The sequence below is a fragment of the Conexibacter sp. S30A1 genome, from assembly GCF_023330665.1.
Classification (GTDB): Bacteria; Actinomycetota; Thermoleophilia; order Solirubrobacterales; family Solirubrobacteraceae; genus Palsa-465.
In genome coordinates, this window is the sequence record NZ_CP097127.1 from 487,546 (window position 1) to 505,310 (window position 17,765).

Below are 17,765 nucleotides of genomic sequence, written 5' to 3' on the forward strand. Positions count from 1 at the left end.
TCAACGACATGCGATCGGCATATGTGAAGAATCCTCGCCCGGGCGTTCGTGACATAGGCTCGCCAGCAAGCGGGAAGGCCGACGATCCGGTCACAGGTCCCGAGGCTGCTGACCTGTACATGCGCTCGCTATCCGGAAGTTTTCGGTTCCAGGGCGTGAAAACGCCTGGAATCGCTGGGCGCGCGCGGTTCCGGGCGGGGTTTTGCTTGGCTACTTGTTGGTGGTGAGGCCGAGCAGTTCGAGCGCTTTGGCTTGCAGGCTGGTCGGTTCGGTGTGCTTGACGATCCTCGTGTTGGTGTCACCGATCCGGATCGTGTTCTCACAGATCGTGGCGAGGTTTGAGAGCAGATCAGCGAGCGTGTGGGCGGGATGCTCGCTGGGGCTGGGCTGTCCGGCACGGCTGGCTTTGTGGGTCGCGGAGCGTGAGCGCTCAGCAGGGCGGGTCGGGTCCGTTGGGCTGTGCGGGGCGGGGTCGGTGAACAGCATCGGGGCGAGGCGCTGCTCGAGTTCGAACTGGACGTGACGGGCGAGCATGCAGAGGAACACGTGCGCACGAACGCGTTCTGCGAGGCGGTGGTGGACCGGGCGGATCTCGAGCGTGTGTTTCATCTGTTTGAACGATCGTTCGTTGACTTTGAGTTGCTTGTAGGCGCGGACTGCGGCGCTGGCGCCGAGCCGTTGGGCGGGTTGGTCGGTGCGGATCACGTAGATCCCGTCAAGCGCGGCCTCCTCGTCGATCTGTGCCTGGTTGCGTTGGTAGGCGAACTGGCCGTCGGTGATGGTGAGGGTGAAGTGCTTGGCCATCTTCTTCTGGTTGATGATCCGTCCGGCACGTTCACCGATCTTTCCCGCTTCTGCGCCATGCAGTCGGCCGCGGGGGTTCTGCACCATGTTCTTGACCTTCGCAAGTTCGGTCTCGGTGCCCTCAAGCAGCGCCTGGCGTTTGCGGGCACGTTCGGCCGCGACGGCGGGGTTGCGGCACACGATCAGCCGTTCGCCGGGAAACTCCGGGCTCTCGATCTCACACAGGCCGGTCTCATCCAGCAGCGAGAGCTGATAGCCGGGCGCCACAGTCAGTTTCTGGATCTGCGGTGCGCGCAGGGAGGACAGGAACCCGACCCCGAGCTGCTTGAGCTCGACCGTCCGCGCGTGAGTGATCATCCCGCGATCGCCGACGAACACGACGTGCTTGACCCCGAAGGTGTCCTTGACCCGCTCAGCGGCGTCTTGGAGCGTTGCGGGGTCAGCGGTGTTGCCCTCAAATACTCGCACTGACACCGGCCGGCCTTCGGGTGAGCAGCAGAGCCCGTAGACGATCTGATGCTTGCCGCGCACCCCGTCGCGTGAGTACCCGATCGCCCCGAGCTCACAGTGGCGGCCCTCCAGATAGCTTGATGACAGGTCATAGAGCACAAAGCCGTCCATGTCACTGCCGTGCGCGTGGCTCAGGTGCCGGCGCGCGAGGGTCCGCTCCACGCGGTCCTGGCGCTCCAGCAGCCAATCCATCGCCGAGAGCAGCTCAGCCTCGCTGACTGTCCCGAGCTCAAGCTCTGAGGCAAGCGTCGTTTGGGAGACCAGCCGGGTGACTGACAGCTTCGACCCTGCAGCGATCAGCCGCTGACAGATCATCGCCACGCACAAGTCCCGCTCCCGGCAGCGCTCGCGTGACAAGAGCCGTTCCAGATCAAGTGAACGCAACGTGCCCAGCACCGCCTGGACATGCCCGTGCGGCAGCGAGCGCTCAACACAGAAGCGATCCTCTGCCGAGACGAGCGTCTCCCCAGCCAACGCGCGACGCAGCGCCTCAAGCGCGGCAGGCGGAAGGTGCGAGACGTTCCCGAGATTCTCGTGCTTGACCTTCCCATCCTCGCGATAGGAGCGCCGCAAGATGTGGGACTCATACTCCCGATCCTTGTACCTGGACTTGATCCTGGCTACATGAATCGCTCCCTCAGACCGCCTCGGCATAAGCAGAGATTACCGGCAAATCCCGCTACGGTCAACTATTCTTTGGCTACAACCGCCAGCCCAAAGAAGCCGGACCGCCCGCAACGACAGGCAATCCGGCTCAGAACCTACGAAAACTTCCGGCTATCGGTTTGTGGTCACGCCGACAACCGGCGTGCCGTCGCGGTGGGTGGGACTGACGCGGCCGATCCACGGCATCCGGCCGATCCCGAAGCGGGTGAACCGCTTACGGCGTGGCAATCCGGCCGCTCGCTGGGCCGCCTCAGCGGCGCGACGAAGGTCCTCCTGGTGCGCCTGGGCGAGGGCCATATGAAGGTTCTGGTTGAACATCAATCTCCTTTGGGTGCGGGCCTGTCGTACACGGGCTGTCCGGTGCTTTGATCATGGGATCATCGGACGAGCCTGGATGGCTTCGCGTCGGGGTGGCACCCTGAGATTTCCCGGCCGACCGCTTGGGTGGCTCGCCGCCAGCAGGCAGCGTCCACGCCCGAGTGCCGTCCACCGGTGCCGTTCGGCGGCACGAGGCTGGTCGATGCGTTGGTGTGGGCAGCGGATCGGCATCCGCTGGGCGAACCGGGAGCCAGGCGAGATGCTGTTCGGGATCGAGCCCACCGCGGCGTCAGCGCCGACCTCCGGCCGGATCGGGCGTGGAGAAGGCCAGCGAGCTACGTGAGCCCGGCGGTGTAGGGCGGGCGCACTCCAGCTCATTTCCGCCACGACAGATCCTAAATCCTAATCCTGGGGATCTGTCAGAATCGATCTAACAGGAGCGGCTGTGACCGGGGCAAAATCATCGGGGGTGTGGGCGCAGTCGGATGGCGCGCGGCGCGGTGACGTAGCGTTGCTGGAGCGCGAGTCGGAGCTCGGGCGGTTTGACCGGCTGCTTAAAGAGGCGAGCAGCGGAGAGGGCCGGCTCGTGGTGGTGCAGGGCGAGGCGGGGATAGGAAAAACCGCCTTGCTCGATGCGCTTCGGGATTGTGCCGTGGCACAGGAATGGCTGGTGTTGACCGCACGGGGTGGGGAGCTCGAGCGCGAGTTTCCGCATGGGGTGGTGCGCCAGTTGTTTGAGCCGCTGTTGCGCCAACCGCCGGAACGCAGGCAGGGAGCGTTCTCCGGGGCGGCGCAGCTGGCGGAAACCGGGTTGGGGTTGGGTGAGGGCTCTCCCGGGCCGTTGGTGGGGGCCGACGCGGAACTGGCCGTCAACCATGGTCTTTACTGGCTGGTGGCGAACCTGGCGGAGGAACGCCCGGTCGTGCTGGTGGTGGATGACGCGCATTGGGCCGATCCGGCGACACTTCGGTTCCTCCATTACCTGGCCAGGAGGCTGGAGGGGGTGCCTGCCCTGGTGGCGCTCGGTTTGCGGCCCGCCCAGCCTGCCGCCCCGACTGAGTTATTGGATGCCATTCATGATCTGCCCAGGGTGGAGCTGCTCTCGCTTGCATCCCTGTCGAAGGATGCGACACGGGCGTTGATTGCGGTGGCGCTGAGCGGCATTCCAGGCGATCGGTTCGCGCAGGCCTGTCATGCGGCTACCGGCGGCAACCCGTTCTTGCTCTTCGAGCTTCTGCGGGCGCTCGCCGTCGAGGGGGCACGGCCAATTGATGCGGAGGCCGAGCTGGTGGGTCGGCTGGGTCCGCGGTCGATCTCCCGCAGCGTGATGGGCCGTCTGGCCAAGTTGTGGCCCGAGGCGGTGTCGCTGGCTCAGGCGGTGGCGGTGTTGGACACTGACACCGATCTTCGCCATGCGGCCGCGCTCGCGGGTCTGGAGCCCGACCGGGCGGCGGCGGCCGCCGATGCGCTCACGGCGGCGTCCGTGCTGGCATCGGGCAGGCCGCTGCGTTTCGCCCACCCGATCCTTCGCCAGGCGGTCTATGAGGACATCGCGAAGGGCCGGAGGCAGTTCGAGCACGGTCGGGCGGCGGAGGTGCTGGAGGCGGCGGGCGAGCCAGACCGCGCTGCGGTTCACCTCGTTCAGACAGAGCCCGGTGGGGACCCCTCTGTGGTCGAGCGCCTCCGGTGCGCCGCAGCCCGTGCGCTTCGCCGCGGCGCGCCTCGTGCGGCGCTGATGCTGCTTCGTCGGGCACTCACGGAGCCGCCCCCGGAATCAGACCGCCCCGGCGTTCTGCTCGAGACTGGGCGGGCGGCCAGGCTGGCGGGGGATCCGTCCGCGGCCCGGTACCTGTATGAGGCGCACGAGCACTTCAACGAACGCGCGCGACGCGCGGAGGCTGCGCGAGAGCTGGCCACCGCACTGACCGCGGCCGGAGACGTGAAGCACGCGGCGGCAGTACTGGAGAGGGCGATTGAGGCGCTACCTCCCGACGCGAGCGAAGACCGGCTCCGGCTCGAGGCTGACCTGCTCATTGCGAGCGTCTATGACCACGAGCTGGCGAGCCGCGCCGGCGAGCGGATCGATCCCCTGGTGCCGCGTCTCTGTGGCGAAACGCCCGGAGAGCGGCTCTTGTTGGCGGGCGCGGCATACCACCGCCTGCTCTCTGGTCGGGGCACCGCCGCCGAGGTTGCCACCCTGGCCCTACGCGCCGCCACCGGCGGGCTGATCCTGAAAGAACAGGCAGCTGAGTCTGCTTTAAGCGCTGCGTACGCCCCGGTGTGCCTGGTCTTCACAGAACGACACGACGAAGCGCACCGTTTGCTCGACGCGATGCTGGCCGAGGCGCGAGAGATCGGATCTCCCGTCGCCTCTGCCTGGGCGTGGAGTGTCGCTGCGCGGCTTGAGCAGATGCGCGGCAACCTCAGCGAGGCGGAGTCGGCAGCTCGCAGCGCCCTCGCTCCGCTACCGCACGAGCGCACGCTGAGCACCGAGCTCGCATTGGCATACCTTGTCCTGGCGCTTGTCGAGCAGGGTCGGCACGATGAAGCCGAGGCCCTACTTTGCGACTACGGCGTTGCGAGCGCGGCATGCTCGCGCACAACGGCGGGTCTCGCGCTGCACCTGGCGCGCTCAGCGCTGCGGCTTGCGCAGGGCCGTAGCGAGGATGGCCACCGTGACGCCGAGGAGGCGATCCGCCGAGACATCACCCACGGTGGCGCTGCGCCCGGCCGGGGGTTTCGCTTCAGTCCCGCCGTCGCCATCTACGCCGCCGGCGACCGCGAGCGGGCGATTGAGCTCGCTGAAGCCGAGCTCCACCGCGGTCGCTCGTTCCAGCTTCCCAGTACTGAGGGCATCGCGCTCACCGTGCTCGGTACCGTCAAGGGTGGCGAGGACGGGCTCCACCACCTGCGGACCGCGGTCGACAAACTCGGCCAGGGTCCCCGCAAGCTCGAGTTGGCTTACGCCCTGGTCGAATTTGGCTCGGCGCTTCGCCGTGCCAATCGCCGCTCGGAGGCCCGCGTTCCGTTGACCACTGGGATGGACCTAGCGCATCGCTGCGGCGCCAGGCCGCTGGCTGAGCGTGCTCGCGAGGAGCTGCTCGCGTGCGGCGCTCGACCGCGCAAGCTCGTGGTCTCTGGCCTTGATTCGCTGACGGCGAGCGAACGGAGGGTGGCACGCATGGCCGCCGAAGGAATGTCTAACACGGAGATCGCCCAAGCGTTGTTCGTGACCCGAAAGACGGTCGAGACGCATCTCGGACACGTGTACATGAAGCTCAACATCAGCTCGCGCGCAGGCCTGCCCGAGGCGCTGGGGCGCGGTCAGCAAGCAACACCGGCCGACAGCCGCGAGCACCAACCGGAGGCCGCGCGCGGACCCCTGCTCTCACCGAGAACGCATTCCGCAAACGGGTCCTCCATCTCAGTGCAGTAAGCGTCCCAAGCATCAGCATTGGCCCGACGCAGGACAGCGCCTTCCTCGAGGTGAGTGATGGCCGTCGCGCCGCTCGGCAAGGCGGCAGATAGGCTCTCACGCGCCACAGCCGTCTATGACGATCCGTGAGCGGTGGGTCCTGCTACTGCACCGAGATGGAGAACCCGTTTCCGCAATGTCGGGCGAAAGCAAGACGAACCGTTAACTCGGTCGCGCAGCGCTACCGGCAAAGACCTGCATTTACCCACCTCCGTGCATCTCCTCGGGATCGACAAGTGCCCTGCCTTGCGCGGTGCTCGAGACCGGTGGCCGCTCGAGACCTGAATGACTGCCGGGCAGGGGCGGCTGAGACGCGCATCCCGCGCAAAGCAGGTGGTTCGAGGAACCAGCCTGGATGCCTGTCTCATGCGCGATGCAGGTGTCGATCGGAAGCGGTTTACGCCCACGTCGTGCGCGCGACGATGAACCAGCTCCCGTCAAAGAGGATCTCGGCTCCGTTGAGCTCTTCGGATAGTTGGGACCCTGTGAGGTAACGCTTGAAGATCCGGTGTTCTGAGCGGTCGTTGAGAACTCGGGTTTGCCACTGCTCAGCCGCAACTCCTGGCCGCATCGCAGAGTCGATGACGATCAGCTCGCTGGCTACGCGGCTTGCCTCAGACAGGAACGCGGCGCGCTCATCATCGGGGAGATGACCGTAGAAGTGGCCGGTCAGGACGCGATCAAAGGCCGTGTCGGCGAACGGCAGGCTGAGGGCGTCACCGACCATTGCGACACCGTTTGCCAAGCGCGATTGCGTTAGGGACACCATCGCGGGACTCTGGTCGATGCCGACAACAAGGCCGTGAAGATGACGCGTCAGGAACCCGCTCCCGCACGCTGCATCCAGGGTGCGACCTGCTGGCAGATCGTCGACGAGGCGGACGATGTGGCCGACTTCCTCGTGCCAGCCGGGGCGATCACGTGCGGCGAAGTGGCCCTCGCCTAGATACCACTCGTCGTACTCATCGGCGCGCTGTTCGTAGTAGTCGCCTGTCGCTATGTCGCGCGCGAAGGCTGGCGGCTGATTGACCACGCGCACGAGTGTCCCAAACACCGACTCCGATCAGTCGCAGTATCTGATCGAGCGCTCGTTCGGAGGACGCGACTGCGCGTTCTTGGATCCTGCGGGCAACATCGTTCGGATCCGAGAGCTGCCCGCAGCGACGGCGGAGGCTCGCAGTCGGGCGGCTCGCAAGACGGACACGCTGACGATGCTGCGCGGCGCCGTCGTGGACGTGTGGGTCGCGACGGCCTCGGACGATGGAGCTCCGTATCTCGTTCCGTTGTCGCTGGCGTGGATCGACGAGCGTGCCGTCATCGCGGTGCGGAGCAACTCGGCTACCGCCCGTGACCTCAGGGATCGTCCCAACGCGCGTCTCGGGCTTGGACCGACGAGGAACGTGGTGATGATGGATGCCGTCCGTGAGCGCGAGCTCGCCGCCACGGTCGATGAGGCGCTGGGAACGGTCTATGCCGTGCAGGCTGACTGGGATCCGCGCCAGAGCCCCGGATTTGTGTTGTTCGTGCTGCGGCCGATCAGGGTGCAGGCATGGCGCGAAGCCAACGAGATCGCCGGTCGGGATCTCATGAGGGAGGGACGCTGGCTGGTCTGACTCCGAGCAGGGAGGCAGAGGGAAGCCTCCGGCTGGGACGCGAGCGCTGCCCGTCAGCGTGCCTCAGGCGTTGGAGCGTGTAGGGCGGAGATGGTCTGCTCGATCCGTCGTTGACGCGTCTCGGGCTTTTTGGCGGTGTCGATCGCATGGACCAGGGCACGCCGGCGGCTGTGCGTGAGGCGGTCATAGGCGGCCCGGGCTGCCGGGTCGGCGGTGAGAGCGTCCGCGAGATCAGGCGGTTCAACGACGACCGCGGGCTGGGTGTCGAGCTCGATCTCGGCCTCGATGACATCGCCGGTCGCGACGCCGGCGGCCCGGCGGTTGGCGTTGGATAGGCCGATCAGGTACCGGCCGCGCATGATCGCGACCCTGGTCTTCCACGAATGGTGGTTGATCGTCACGGTCACGCGCGGTCGCTTGCCGGCGCCGAGCGCGTCGACGAGGTCGGCGGGGATCTCCAGGCCTCGCATCGGTTCGGGCGGCTCGACGGTGCAGGAGACCCTGATCACGCGACCGTCCCGCTCATCCCTGTCCGGCAACGGAAGCCATCTCCAACGTGGCGAGCACTTCGGGATCGGCGATCAGCTCGATCTCCCGCACCAAGCCTGCTTCGACCTGGAACAGGAAGGCGACTTTGACCGCACCGCGAACGATCCACGCCCCGGCGCGCTCACCGTCGATGGTCACGGCGGAGGCTCCCTGTGCACCGTCGAAGCGGGCCGCCACCGCGGCCGCGCCCTCGTAGACGGGGTTGGCACCGAGGTCCTGGCCGGCCAGGTCGGTGTGCATGATCGCCTCGGGTGCCAGCAGGGACAGCAAGGTCGGGAGATCGCCGCCGTGCGCCGCGTCCAGAAACGCCTCGACCACCTGGCTGCTCTCGGCTCTCGCGACGTGCTCTGTCGCGGACTCGGGCATGCCCTGGACCTTGCGCCTGGCGCGGCTGGCGATCTGGCGCACGGCCGCGCCGGAGCGTCCCAGCACGATGCTGATCTCCTCAAACGGATACCCGAAGACGTCGTGCAGCACGAAGGCGGCTCGCTCCGCCGGCGCGAGGGTGTCAAGCACGACCTGCATCGCGTCGCTGACCCGCTCGGCGATCACTGCGTCGCCCTCCGGGTCGCTGGCGCGGTCCGCGGTCGCGACCTCGGCCGAGACCTGCTCCTCGACGCTCGTTCGGGTGTGTCGCTTACGGAGATGGTCCAAGCACAGCCGCGTGGTCACGGTCGTCAACCAGGCCGGAAGGTCCTCCACGCCGTCGGTCACCGACAGGCGCAGCCACGCTTCCTGCACCACGTCCTCAGCATCGGTGGAGGAGCCGAGGATGCGACTCGCGATCGCCGCCAGCCGCGGCCGCTGCGCATCGAAATCCGCCGGATTCATGGGGTCCACATACCTTAGACGTGCGCCAGCCCGGGAATGTGACAACCCGGCCGCTGTCACATTCACGCCGCGGCACACGTCAGCTAGGCATGAACACCTTCGACAACATCCTCTACACGGTCAGCGACCTCAATGCCGCTAAGACCATCCACCGCGCGCTGCTCGGCACCGAGCCGCACACCGATCAGCCCTACTACGTCGGCTTCAACGTGAACGGCGTCGAGATCGGCCTCACCCCCCGAACCGAGGACGGCCCGACCGTGCCGGTCGCGCACATCCGCGTCCCTGACATCCAGGCCGCCCTGGAGCAAGCCCAGGACGCGGGCGCCACGCTCGTCGATCAGCCGCGAGACGTCGGCGGCGGCAATCTCGTCGCGACCGTCAGCGACCCCGACGGCACCATCCTCGGCCTCGTTCAGCGCAACTAACACGAGACCAGGCGTCCCGGCCTCGGAGCCGACGGGCTGGCGCGGTAACCGCTCCGCCGTCCGAGGCCGGTCGGCAGCCCGACAAACCAACCTCCCATCCGGCGCAGGCGACCGATGGTTCGGCCATCCGAGCGCCAGTACACCACCGACCCGCGATGTCGGTCGGTGATCTCCACATGCACTCACCGCACCAAGAGGGAACCATGATGCAGCAACGTATGAACAACCCAGTCGGACTCATTCCCGAGGAAATGCCGGCCATTCAGGAACTGGCTCGCGCCACTCACAGGGGTGGCGTGCCTTCCACGACGTTGGCCCTCGTTCACCTCCGGGCCAGCCAGATCAACGGCTGCAGCTCGTGCGTGCAATCCGGTGCCGCGCAAGCCAGAAAGGCGGGCGAGACCGAGGACCGTCTCGCCACCGTGGCCGCGTGGCGAGACGCACCCTACTTCTCCGACGACGAACGGGCCGCGCTGGCTCTCACCGAAGCCGTCACCCGACTGGCGGACCGAGCCGACCCCGTCTCGGACACCATCTGGGAGCACGCCGCCGAGCATTACGACGAGAAGGGACTCGCCGCGCTTCTTCTGTCAATCGCCACGACCAACCTCTTCAACCGCCTCAACATCCCCACACGCCAAGTAGCGGGATCGTGGGCCCAATAGCGGGCTGCCCACGATCGTGGACCGGTGACACCGTGGCACTCTTGGCCGGGTTGGCCTTGCCATGCCGGGCCTTGGTCTTGATGCAAAGCTGGTTCCAAGGGTTGGTCGGCCGCCATGCGTGTTGGGCGGCTTCGACTGCGGCCCAGCGCAGCATCGGTGAGCCGGCCTTGGAGATCGGGCCGACCCATGAGCTCTGCCCGGACTGCTTGATCGTCGGCGCCAGCCCGGCGTAGCCGATCAGCTTCCGGGCACTGGGTAAGCGTGAGATGTCACCGATCTCCGCGACGATCGTGAGCGCGAGCAGGTAGCCGAGCCCGGGGACTGTGACCAGCAACCGGACCCGCGGGTCAGTGCGAGCAATCGGACGCAGCTCGAGCGCGATCTGGGTGATCTGACGGTCGAGATCGTCGACGACCTCAAGCAAAGTGCGGATCGATCCGATCCACACCGCCGGCACGTCACGCTCCGCCAGGCGCTCAAGCGCACCGGGCTTGCGCAGCGTGGTCAGGCTGCCACGCAAACCCCACTGCGTCAGCAACCCGAACATCCGGTTACGCGCCGAGGTGCGCAGGTGCACGAGATGCTCACGGCGTCTCAGGCGCTCACGCAACTCGCGATCACCAAGTGACGGGACCCACAGCTCGGCCACCAAGTCACGCGCTGCGAGCTGTGCCAACACACGAGCATCGACCTTGTCGGTCTTGCACGCCAACGGAGCGATCGCCTTCACCTTCCGTGCGTCGGCGACCGCGAACCGCCAGCCGCAGGCCCGTAGCTGCTCACGCACCCGCACCGCGCCGCTCATCATCTCCACGCACCCATAAGCCTCAGGGCCGACGGCGCGGACGATGCGAGCAAGCCCGTCAACGTTCGCGGACACCGTTCCCTCGAGCATCTCGCCACGCTCATCAAACGCACACCTCGCCGCCCTGCGGGTGCCCCAATCGATCCCGACATACTGCATGAGGCCTCCTTCGAGGATTACTTCTCGCCGAAGCACAGATTCTTCGCGGGAGGCCCGATGTCTCACCGAACCGCTGCAGCCACCGCCTTCATGACAGTCGCTTTCGTGATCCGGACGGCTGGCGGCCCGCTATCGCGTTTGCGACCATCCGTCGCCGCATCTGTCGGTCGGCTTGCCTCTCATTCGGCACTGCCGTACAATGTCCGGTATGGCTTCTCGTACAGAGCGGATCGAGGCGCGGATCGACCCGGACAGCGCCGAGCGAATCCGGTACGCAAGCACGCTCGAGCGCACGTCCGTGAGTGGCTTCATGGTCGCTGCGGCAGCGGAGAAGGCCGAGCGGGTGATCGCCGAGCACGCCTACACGTCGGTCCCCAGCGACTATTTTGACCGGCTGCTCGAGAGTCTTGATGCGCCCGCGGAGCCGATGCCCGAACTGGCAGCGGCCGCCCGCCGCGAGCAGGACCGACCGCGTTTCCGGCGCGCCTGAGCACACCAGACAGTCGTGTACCTCTCGGAGCGGATCGCGGAGCGGCATGACCTGGCCGCCTTCGCGTGCGGCGATGAAACGCTCGATCATTGGCTCGCGGGCTCCGCGCTGACGGCGGACGCGATGGGAATCGCCCGGACCTATGTTTGGACAGAGACGAACACGGTCATCGGCTACTTCAGCCTCTGCCCGCATGAGGTCCGCCGCGACGATCTGCCCTCAAAGCTCAGCCACGGCGCTCTGCGCAGCATCCCAGCGATCCTGCTCGCGCGGCTCGCGCTTGACCGCCGACTCCACGGTCAGGGACTGGGCGCCAGCCTGCTGCTCGATGCACTCACCCGAGCCACGGACGCGATCGAGATCGCCGGCGGCAGACTGATCGTCGTCGACGCGATCGACGAACGCGCACGGCGCTTCTACGAGCATCACGGATTCCGCGCCGCCCCAAGTCGACCCGCACGCCTGTTCCGCAAGGCCTCTGATGTGGCGGCCGCGCTCCGGGGCACATGATCGCTTTCACACCGCGCCCTGACTTGACGGGCTTGAGCCTTGGCGACGATTCTCAACTCCGCGACGGCGCTCTTCGGCGCGGACCGTCGCCGATCGGTGCAGGCGGGCGCGCACGTCCTGGGTGGTGATCCCGAGCGCGAACGGCAGCGTCAGCGCGATCGTGCCGAGCAGCAGCTCGTCTGAGGCGGATCGTCTCGAGCTTCAGTGCGGCGCTCACCAGACCGCTGGCGGTGGTGGTCACGGGTGCGTTGATCACGAGCCTGCGCGCGTCTTTCACTTGTGTTGGCGGAATCGCCGATCGGTGCCCGCGGGCGATGGGTCGTGGAGATAAGGGAGGATCGCGTCATACGGCCATTGCAGCCCGCAGCACCGGACCCGCTGGATGAGTTCGCTGGGTCGGGTTGTATCGGCGATCATGGGCGAGGACCGATCAGCAGCCAGCGCCGCCGGCCGCCCGATTCGCGAAGCGTTTGGTAGCCATGGACCTATCTTGGCCTCTCGACGCTGCCACTGCAGCTCAAAAAGCGCCTATATACAGGAACTTCGCCGATGGGCGATACTGGGCTCGAACCAGTGACCTCCACCATGTCAAGGTGGCGCTCTCCCAGCTGAGCTAATCGCCCTGGGAGCGGTAAATGTAGCGGGAGATAGCCACGCGCGCCGCAAGATGTCAGCGGGGCGCGCGGCGCCCCGTCGAGACGGCAGCGGCCGCTCAGCCGCCCGGCGTGGCGCCCGTAACGGCGCCTGAAGCGGTGCTCGAGGCAGACTGCAACAGCGACAGCAGGTTGACGGTCTGACCTGCGGGTGGAGCCGCCGGCGCCGGCTGTGGGCCGTAGTCGGTGATGTCGAGCGTGGTCGTCGTCGTGATGGCTTGACCGCTACCCGGTGGCCGGATGGCAACCGACACCGTCAGCTTGCGCACCCGCTGGGCGCCATCCACCCACACTGTCGCCGGGATGGACGTGGCGTTGACCAACTTGCCGGCAGCGCTGTCCAGCACGCGCTGCAGCGCCGCGCGGGTTGCTGTGGGCTCGCCGACGCCTGCCTTATGAAGGTCGAGCTTCAACCGGTACTCGGTGGTCGCTACCCCGTCCACGGTGGTCGGCCCGAGGTCTTGGACGCTGCTGGCTTCGCCCTTCAGGTAGTCCAGCGTGTCGGCGGGGTTGCTGAACGAGCTGTTTGTGATCGATGAGAAGCTCGACAGTGGCGAATGGCCGGCGAGCTGGCTGAGATCGAACTTCCACCAAGGCTTGCTTCCCGGGATGCGCGCCGACAGCGCGCTCGGCAGCTTGAAGTAGAACGTCTTGCCGCGGACGATCTCCTGCATCGAGTAGCTCTGTCCGGCGGCGTGGACGACCAGGTTCAGTGTGCCTCCGTGATTGGGCGTTGAGAACGCACCCGAGCCAGAGACCCGCTCGGTGCCCGCGCCTGGAATGCTCTCAACCGTGGAAAAGCGCAGCGCGAACCCGCTGGTCGAACCAGAGATATCGGCGGCACGCGCGATTGCCGCTGCCGGCGTGACCGCAGGCTTTGTGCGCTTGCCTGAACCGCCAGAGGAACCAGCGCTGTGAGCAGCGGCCCCGCACCCCGCAATCGCGAGGGCGGCAACTCCGGCAAGCGCGCCGCTCGCCAGGGACACGCGTGAACGGGCGCGGCGTGGAGGGATGTGCACCGGCGCGAAGTTAGCAGTCGCTATCGGCGGGATCAATGATCGGCGCCATACTGCGTCTGGCTTGGGCGGTAACGCGAAGGCGCTCGCTGGCCCCTACGATCCAGCGCTATGGAATACGTGCTGCCCAATGACGACCGGCTTAGCCTGCCCGATGGCGCCACCGGCGCTGACGCAGCCGCTGCGATCGGCCCCGGGCTCGCTCGGGCGGCGTTGGCCGTGAAGGTAGACGGTGTCACCTACGACCTCGCGCGCGAGCTGCCCACGGACGGGGAGCGTCGCATCGAGATCATCACCGAGCGCAGCGGCGATGACGCCCTGGCGCTGATCCGCCACGATGCTGCGCACGTCTTCGCCGAGACGATGCTCGAGCTCTACCCGGGGGTTCAGATCGCGATCGGGCCGCCGATCCAGAACGGCTTCTATTACGACCTCGAGCTGCCGGCCGGTGTCAGCGTGGGGGAGGAGGACTTGCCCGCGATCGAAGCGCGGATGCGCGAGCACATAGCTGCGGACGAGCGCTTCGTGCGCGAGGACGTCCCGGTAGCGGTCGCGCTCGACCGCTACCGGGCTGAAGGCCAGTCCTACAAGGTGGAGCTGATCGAGGATCTCGTGAAGAATGCCCCCGCCGACGCGCCGCTTGAGACCGTGAGCCTCTATCGCAACGGCGATTTCGTCGACCTCTGCCGCGGCCCGCACGCGCCCAGCACGGGCCGCATCAGAGCCTTCAAGCTGCAATCGGTGGCCGGCGCCTATTGGCGCGGTGACTCGCACAACAAGATGTTGACGCGCGTGTACGGGACCGCGTTCTTCTCCGCCAAGGACCTTGACGTGCACCTCGAGCGCCTGGAGCTGGCGCGCCGCAACGACCATCGCAAGCTTGGCCGCGAACTCGGCATGTTTGGCTTCTCAGAGACGGCGCCGGGCTCGGCGTTCTGGTTTCCGGCCGGCACCGCCGTATACAACGAGCTGGTCCGTCTCAGCCGCGAGATGGGCTTGACGCGCGGCTACACGGAGGTCAAGACGCCGCAGCTGTTCGACAGCTCGCTGTGGAAGACCTCAGGCCACTGGGACAAGTACCGCGAGGAGATGTTCGTCACGGAGTCAGAGGACCGGCAGCTGGCGATCAAGCCGATGAACTGCCCCGGCCACTGCCAGCTGTATCTGATGCAGGCGCACTCCTATCGCGACCTGCCGATCCGCTACTCCGAGCCAGGGTTGCTGCATCGCAACGAGCCCAGCGGCACGCTGCACGGCCTGCTGCGCGCGCGTCACTTCGCTCAGGACGACGCGCACATCTTCTGCACCGAGGACCAGATCCAGGATGAGGTCGCCGCTGTGCTGCGGTTCGCGTTCGAAACCTACGGTCTATTCGGGCTCGACCTGCGCCTGGAGCTCTCCACCCGGCCTGATCAGCGGATCGGCTCCGACGAGCTATGGGACAGGAGCGAGCTGGCACTCGAGAACGCACTCGCGAGCCTGGGGCTGGAGTACACGGTCAACCCGGGTGACGGTGCCTTCTATGGCCCGAAGATCGATATCCACATGACCGACTCGCTCGGCCGCTCCTGGCAGCTCGGCACCTGTCAGCTCGACTACAACTTCCCGGAGCGTTTTGACCTCACCTACACCGGCGCCGACAACGCAGCGCACCGGCCGGTGATGATCCACCGTGCGCTGATGGGCTCATATGAACGTTTCATCGGGATCCTGCTTGAGCACTTCGGGGGTCAGCTGCCCTTTTGGATGGCTCCGCTGCAGGCGCTGGTACTGCCGATCTCAGACCGCCACAACGCCTACGGCGAGAGTGTGCGCGAGCGGCTGGTCGCCGCCGGCGTACGGGCCGAGCTCGACGATCGCAGCGAGTCGGTCGCCCGCAAGATCCGCGAAGGGGAGCTGCGCAAGGTCCCGTTCATGCTGATCGTCGGCGATCGGGAGCAGCAGGCCGGCGAGGTTGGCGTGCGCGAGCACCGCGGTGGCGACAAGGGATCGGTCCCGATCGAGGATTTCCTCGCCATGGTCCACGATCTGATCACAAGCCGTAGCTTGACTTGACCGCGGCGCGGCTATACTTCGCAGGCGTTGATAGAGAAGCTTCACCGAGACCGGCCCGGCCCCGCTTGACGCAGCGCCGCAACAACAGCTAGTGCCGGTTCCACGCAGGTTCGACCGGCGCATGCCGGAGCGTGACCAGACACGGATCAACGATCGCATCCGCGTTCCCGAGGTACGCCTGATCGGCGACGACGGGAAACAGATCGGCGTGGTCAAGACCAGCGAGGCGCTCAGTTACGCACAAGAGCGTGACCTCGACCTTGTCGAGGTGGCCCCGGAGGCCCGCCCGCCCGTCTGCCGCGTGCTCGACTACTCGAAGTACAAGTACGAGCAGGCGCAGAAGCAGAAGGCTGCACGCAAGCATCAGCAGCAGATCACGATCCGCGAGATCAAGTTGCGGCCGAAGATCGCGCAGGCTGACTACGACACCAAGAAGGGGCATGTCGAGCGCTTCCTGCGAGCCAAGGACAAGGTCAAGGTGACGATCATGTTTCGCGGTCGCGAGGTCACGCACCCTGAGCGCGGCGTGGCGCTCCTGAACCGCCTGGCCGAGGAGCTCGGGGAGCTGGCGGTCGTCGAGCAGACGCCGGTGCAGGACGGGCGCAACATGACGATGATGCTCTCGCCCTCCAAGGCCATCCTGGCGGCCGAGGAGGCGCACGCCGAGACCGCGCACGCCGAGGCGGGCGAGAAGAAGCCGCGCCGCCAGCAGCGAGACGCGATGGCCGCCGAAAGCGAGTCCGCGTCGGCCACGCCTTCAGCGCGCGCCTGAACCGCTGCGGCTTGGACGGCGCCAGCGGCGACTGACGCGATCTGCTTTACTGAGCGGCCGATCATGCCCAAGATGAAGACCCATTCCGGCGCTAAGAAGCGCTTCAAGCTGACCGCGACCGGCAAGGTCAAGGCCCGCCACGCGTTCTCGAGTCACATCCTCGAGAAGAAGTCGCCCAAGTACAAGCGCAACCTCGCGAGCCCGGTGATCCTCTCCGATCACGACGCGCCGCGGGTCAAGACACTGCTGGGAGCCAAGAAGTCATGAGCCGCGTCAAGCGTTCTGTGCACGCGCGCAAGAAGCGCCGTGAGACCCTGGAGATGGCCAAGGGCTTCCGCGGCGACGCCTCGCGTCGCTACCGGGTGGCCAAGGAGGCTGTGCTCAAGGCCGACCAGTACCGTTATCGCGATCGCCGCAACCGCAAGCGGGACTTCCGCCGGCTGTGGATCACGCGCATAAATGCCGCTGCCAGGCTCAACGGGCTGTCCTACTCGCAGCTCATCCATGGCCTTGAGCTGGCGGGCGTCGAGCTTGACCGCAAGGTCCTGGCTGACATCGCCGTGCACGACGCCGAGACCTTCCGACGTATCGCGCAACGCGCCCAGGAGGCGCTGGCCGTCGGCTGAGCAGCGCCGCAGACCAGCACCGCCACAGGGCGCCGCTCCCACGGGACGGCGCCCTTTTTCGTTCCTGACATCACGATGATCACAAGCCCTCACAACGACAAGCTGAAGACCGTCCGCAAGCTGCGCGCGCGCCGCCGCGAGCGTGAGCGGCTCGGGCTCTTCGTCGCCGAGGGCGAGGACCTGCTGAGCGCCGCCGACGCGGCCGGTTGGGAGCCGGTCGAGCGCTTTGCGGCGAGCGGTAGCGGCCTGCCGGGGATCGAGGTTGACCCGGCCGTGTTGCGCTCTGTCAGCGAGCTCGCCTCGGGCACGCGGACGCTGGCCGTCTACCGGGAGCGCTGGCTCGAGGGCGGCGCGCTGGCTCACTCAAACGGCCTCTGCGTCTATCTGCACGGCCTGTCTGACCCTGCCAACGTCGGTGCCGTGCTGCGCTCGGCAGCCGCGTTTGGCGCCGGTTGTGTGGCGCTCGGTCCGGGCAGTGCCGATCCCTTCAGCCCGCGGGCGGTGCGGGCGAGCATGGGCGCGATCTTCAGCGTTCCGGTCGTGTCGGCGTCCGTGGCAGCGCTACCGGGCGTCAAGCTCGCGTTGGATGCGCGCGCAACCCGCCCGCTTTCAGCCGTGGTCAGAGAGCTTGAGCGCGCCGGCACGGTGACCCTGATGATCGGCGCGGAGCGGGAAGGACTCGGTGGGGAGCTGCTTGGTCACGCCGACCACGAGGCGCAAATTCCGATCGCCACCGAGTCGCTGAACGCAGCCGTGGCTGCCGCCATCGCCATGTACGAGCTGTCCCGGGACAGCAACTCGTAGGATCAGCGGGACATGA

General features: G+C 66.9%; 19 protein-coding genes and 1 tRNA gene. 13 read left to right on the forward strand and 7 right to left on the reverse strand.

Annotated features, from left to right (window positions below; all coding sequences use genetic code 11):
- Positions 1-210: 210 nt before the first annotated feature.
- A complete protein-coding gene (locus tag M3M54_RS02455) occupies positions 211-1,968 on the reverse strand; it encodes an IS1634 family transposase (protein WP_249019039.1) in 1,758 nt (585 codons plus the stop codon).
- Positions 1,969-2,010: 42 nt separating this feature from the next.
- On the opposite strand from M3M54_RS02455, the gene M3M54_RS02460 reads away from it, so the two are divergent.
- Together M3M54_RS02460 and M3M54_RS02465 are read left to right on the forward strand one after the other, a co-directional pair.
- Entirely contained in the window at positions 2,011-2,349 is a 339-nt protein-coding gene (locus M3M54_RS02460; protein ID WP_249020597.1) for a hypothetical protein, read from the forward strand.
- 394 nt (positions 2,350-2,743) lie between these two features.
- A complete protein-coding gene (locus tag M3M54_RS02465; protein ID WP_249020598.1) occupies positions 2,744-5,734 on the forward strand; it encodes a LuxR family transcriptional regulator in 2,991 nt (996 codons plus the stop codon).
- A 436-nt stretch (positions 5,735-6,170) separates the two neighbouring features.
- Here M3M54_RS02465 and M3M54_RS02470 read toward each other — a convergent pair whose 3' ends face one another.
- Positions 6,171-6,806 (reverse strand): class I SAM-dependent methyltransferase, encoded by a 636-nt coding sequence (locus M3M54_RS02470; protein WP_249020599.1) that lies wholly within the window; start codon positions 6,804-6,806, stop codon positions 6,171-6,173.
- On the opposite strand from M3M54_RS02470, the gene M3M54_RS02475 reads away from it, so the two are divergent.
- Positions 6,799-7,386, forward strand: a complete 588-nt coding sequence (locus M3M54_RS02475; protein WP_249020600.1) for a pyridoxamine 5'-phosphate oxidase family protein — start codon at positions 6,799-6,801, stop codon at positions 7,384-7,386. The genes M3M54_RS02470 and M3M54_RS02475 overlap by 8 nt on opposite strands.
- 53 nt (positions 7,387-7,439) lie before the next feature.
- Here M3M54_RS02475 and M3M54_RS02480 read toward each other — a convergent pair whose 3' ends face one another.
- Both M3M54_RS02480 and M3M54_RS02485 read right to left on the reverse strand, forming a co-directional pair.
- A complete protein-coding gene (locus M3M54_RS02480; RefSeq protein WP_371878636.1) occupies positions 7,440-7,856 on the reverse strand; it encodes a YdeI family protein in 417 nt (138 codons plus the stop codon).
- Between the two features lie 52 nt (positions 7,857-7,908).
- The gene (locus tag M3M54_RS02485) at positions 7,909-8,766 is read right to left on the reverse strand and encodes a sigma-70 family RNA polymerase sigma factor (RefSeq protein ID WP_249020602.1); all 858 of its coding nucleotides are present in this window, start codon (positions 8,764-8,766) and stop codon (positions 7,909-7,911) included.
- A gap of 89 nt (positions 8,767-8,855) precedes the next feature.
- Between M3M54_RS02485 and M3M54_RS02490 the strand changes: the two genes are divergently transcribed.
- Complete coding sequence (locus tag M3M54_RS02490) at positions 8,856-9,194, forward strand: VOC family protein (protein ID WP_249020603.1); 339 nt, start codon at positions 8,856-8,858, stop codon at positions 9,192-9,194.
- A gap of 206 nt (positions 9,195-9,400) precedes the next feature.
- Positions 9,401-9,859, forward strand: a complete 459-nt coding sequence (locus M3M54_RS02495; RefSeq protein ID WP_249020604.1) for a carboxymuconolactone decarboxylase family protein — start codon at positions 9,401-9,403, stop codon at positions 9,857-9,859.
- On the opposite strand, the gene M3M54_RS02500 is transcribed toward M3M54_RS02495, so the two are convergent.
- Positions 9,816-10,823 (reverse strand): IS110 family transposase, encoded by a 1,008-nt coding sequence (locus M3M54_RS02500; RefSeq protein WP_249020605.1) that lies wholly within the window; start codon positions 10,821-10,823, stop codon positions 9,816-9,818. The two genes, M3M54_RS02495 and M3M54_RS02500, sit on opposite strands and share 44 nt — an antisense overlap.
- Before the next feature lie 208 nt (positions 10,824-11,031).
- Here M3M54_RS02500 and M3M54_RS02505 point away from each other — a divergent pair, with 208 nt between their 5' ends.
- Genes M3M54_RS02505 through M3M54_RS02515 form a run of 3 tightly spaced genes read left to right on the forward strand, consistent with a single transcriptional unit; the run spans position 11,032 to position 12,006 of the window.
- Entirely contained in the window at positions 11,032-11,313 is a 282-nt protein-coding gene (locus M3M54_RS02505; RefSeq protein ID WP_249020606.1) for a DUF1778 domain-containing protein, read from the forward strand.
- Between the two features lie 15 nt (positions 11,314-11,328).
- Positions 11,329-11,823, forward strand: a complete 495-nt coding sequence (locus tag M3M54_RS02510; protein WP_249020607.1) for a GNAT family N-acetyltransferase — start codon at positions 11,329-11,331, stop codon at positions 11,821-11,823.
- Positions 11,824-11,862: 39 nt separating this feature from the next.
- Positions 11,863-12,006 carry a hypothetical protein gene (locus tag M3M54_RS02515; RefSeq protein ID WP_249020608.1) on the forward strand — a complete coding sequence of 48 codons (144 nt, stop codon included), beginning with the start codon at positions 11,863-11,865 and terminating at the stop codon, positions 12,004-12,006.
- Positions 12,007-12,373: 367 nt separating this feature from the next.
- Here the strand turns inward: M3M54_RS02515 and M3M54_RS02520 are convergent.
- Positions 12,374-12,446 (reverse strand) — tRNA-Val (locus tag M3M54_RS02520).
- An 89-nt stretch (positions 12,447-12,535) separates the two neighbouring features.
- The gene (locus M3M54_RS02525; RefSeq protein WP_249020609.1) at positions 12,536-13,495 is read right to left on the reverse strand and encodes a hypothetical protein; all 960 of its coding nucleotides are present in this window, start codon (positions 13,493-13,495) and stop codon (positions 12,536-12,538) included.
- A 108-nt stretch (positions 13,496-13,603) separates the two neighbouring features.
- Between M3M54_RS02525 and thrS the strand changes: the two genes are divergently transcribed.
- The 5 genes from thrS to M3M54_RS02550 all read left to right on the forward strand — a co-directional run bounded on the left by thrS (position 13,604) and on the right by M3M54_RS02550 (position 17,749).
- The gene (gene thrS, locus M3M54_RS02530) at positions 13,604-15,547 is read left to right on the forward strand and encodes a threonine--tRNA ligase (protein WP_249020610.1); all 1,944 of its coding nucleotides are present in this window, start codon (positions 13,604-13,606) and stop codon (positions 15,545-15,547) included.
- Positions 15,548-15,668: 121 nt separating this feature from the next.
- Positions 15,669-16,319, forward strand: coding sequence for a translation initiation factor IF-3 (infC, locus tag M3M54_RS02535; protein ID WP_249020611.1), 651 nt, complete (start codon positions 15,669-15,671; stop codon positions 16,317-16,319).
- 63 nt (positions 16,320-16,382) lie between these two features.
- Positions 16,383-16,586, forward strand: a complete 204-nt coding sequence (rpmI, locus tag M3M54_RS02540) for a 50S ribosomal protein L35 (RefSeq protein WP_249020612.1) — start codon at positions 16,383-16,385, stop codon at positions 16,584-16,586.
- On the forward strand, positions 16,583-16,945 hold the full coding sequence (rplT, locus tag M3M54_RS02545) for a 50S ribosomal protein L20 (protein WP_249020613.1): 363 nt from the start codon (positions 16,583-16,585) through the stop codon (positions 16,943-16,945). Before rpmI ends, rplT begins: the two co-directional genes overlap by 4 nt.
- A 75-nt stretch (positions 16,946-17,020) precedes the next feature.
- On the forward strand, positions 17,021-17,749 hold the full coding sequence (locus tag M3M54_RS02550) for an RNA methyltransferase (RefSeq protein ID WP_249020614.1): 729 nt from the start codon (positions 17,021-17,023) through the stop codon (positions 17,747-17,749).
- Positions 17,750-17,765 lie beyond the last annotated feature (16 nt).

Excerpts from the sequence above, each read along its gene's own strand:
- M3M54_RS02455 (WP_249019039.1), bottom strand. The coding sequence starts at position 1,968 with ATGCCGAGGCGGTCTGAGGGAGCGATTCATGTAGCCAGGATCAAGTCC.
- M3M54_RS02480 (WP_371878636.1), bottom strand. The coding sequence starts at position 7,856 with ATGCGAGGCCTGGAGATCCCCGCCGACCTCGTCGACGCGCTCGGCGCC.
- M3M54_RS02485 (WP_249020602.1), bottom strand. The coding sequence starts at position 8,766 with ATGAATCCGGCGGATTTCGATGCGCAGCGGCCGCGGCTGGCGGCGATC.
- M3M54_RS02490 (WP_249020603.1), top strand. The coding sequence starts at position 8,856 with ATGAACACCTTCGACAACATCCTCTACACGGTCAGCGACCTCAATGCC.
- M3M54_RS02495 (WP_249020604.1), top strand. The coding sequence starts at position 9,401 with ATGCAGCAACGTATGAACAACCCAGTCGGACTCATTCCCGAGGAAATG.
- M3M54_RS02500 (WP_249020605.1), bottom strand. The coding sequence starts at position 10,823 with ATGCAGTATGTCGGGATCGATTGGGGCACCCGCAGGGCGGCGAGGTGT.
- M3M54_RS02505 (WP_249020606.1), top strand. The coding sequence starts at position 11,032 with ATGGCTTCTCGTACAGAGCGGATCGAGGCGCGGATCGACCCGGACAGC.
- thrS (WP_249020610.1), top strand. The coding sequence starts at position 13,604 with ATGGAATACGTGCTGCCCAATGACGACCGGCTTAGCCTGCCCGATGGC.
- infC (WP_249020611.1), top strand. The coding sequence starts at position 15,669 with ATGCCGGAGCGTGACCAGACACGGATCAACGATCGCATCCGCGTTCCC.
- rpmI (WP_249020612.1), top strand. The coding sequence starts at position 16,383 with ATGCCCAAGATGAAGACCCATTCCGGCGCTAAGAAGCGCTTCAAGCTG.
- rplT (WP_249020613.1), top strand. The coding sequence starts at position 16,583 with ATGAGCCGCGTCAAGCGTTCTGTGCACGCGCGCAAGAAGCGCCGTGAG.
- M3M54_RS02550 (WP_249020614.1), top strand. The coding sequence starts at position 17,021 with ATGATCACAAGCCCTCACAACGACAAGCTGAAGACCGTCCGCAAGCTG.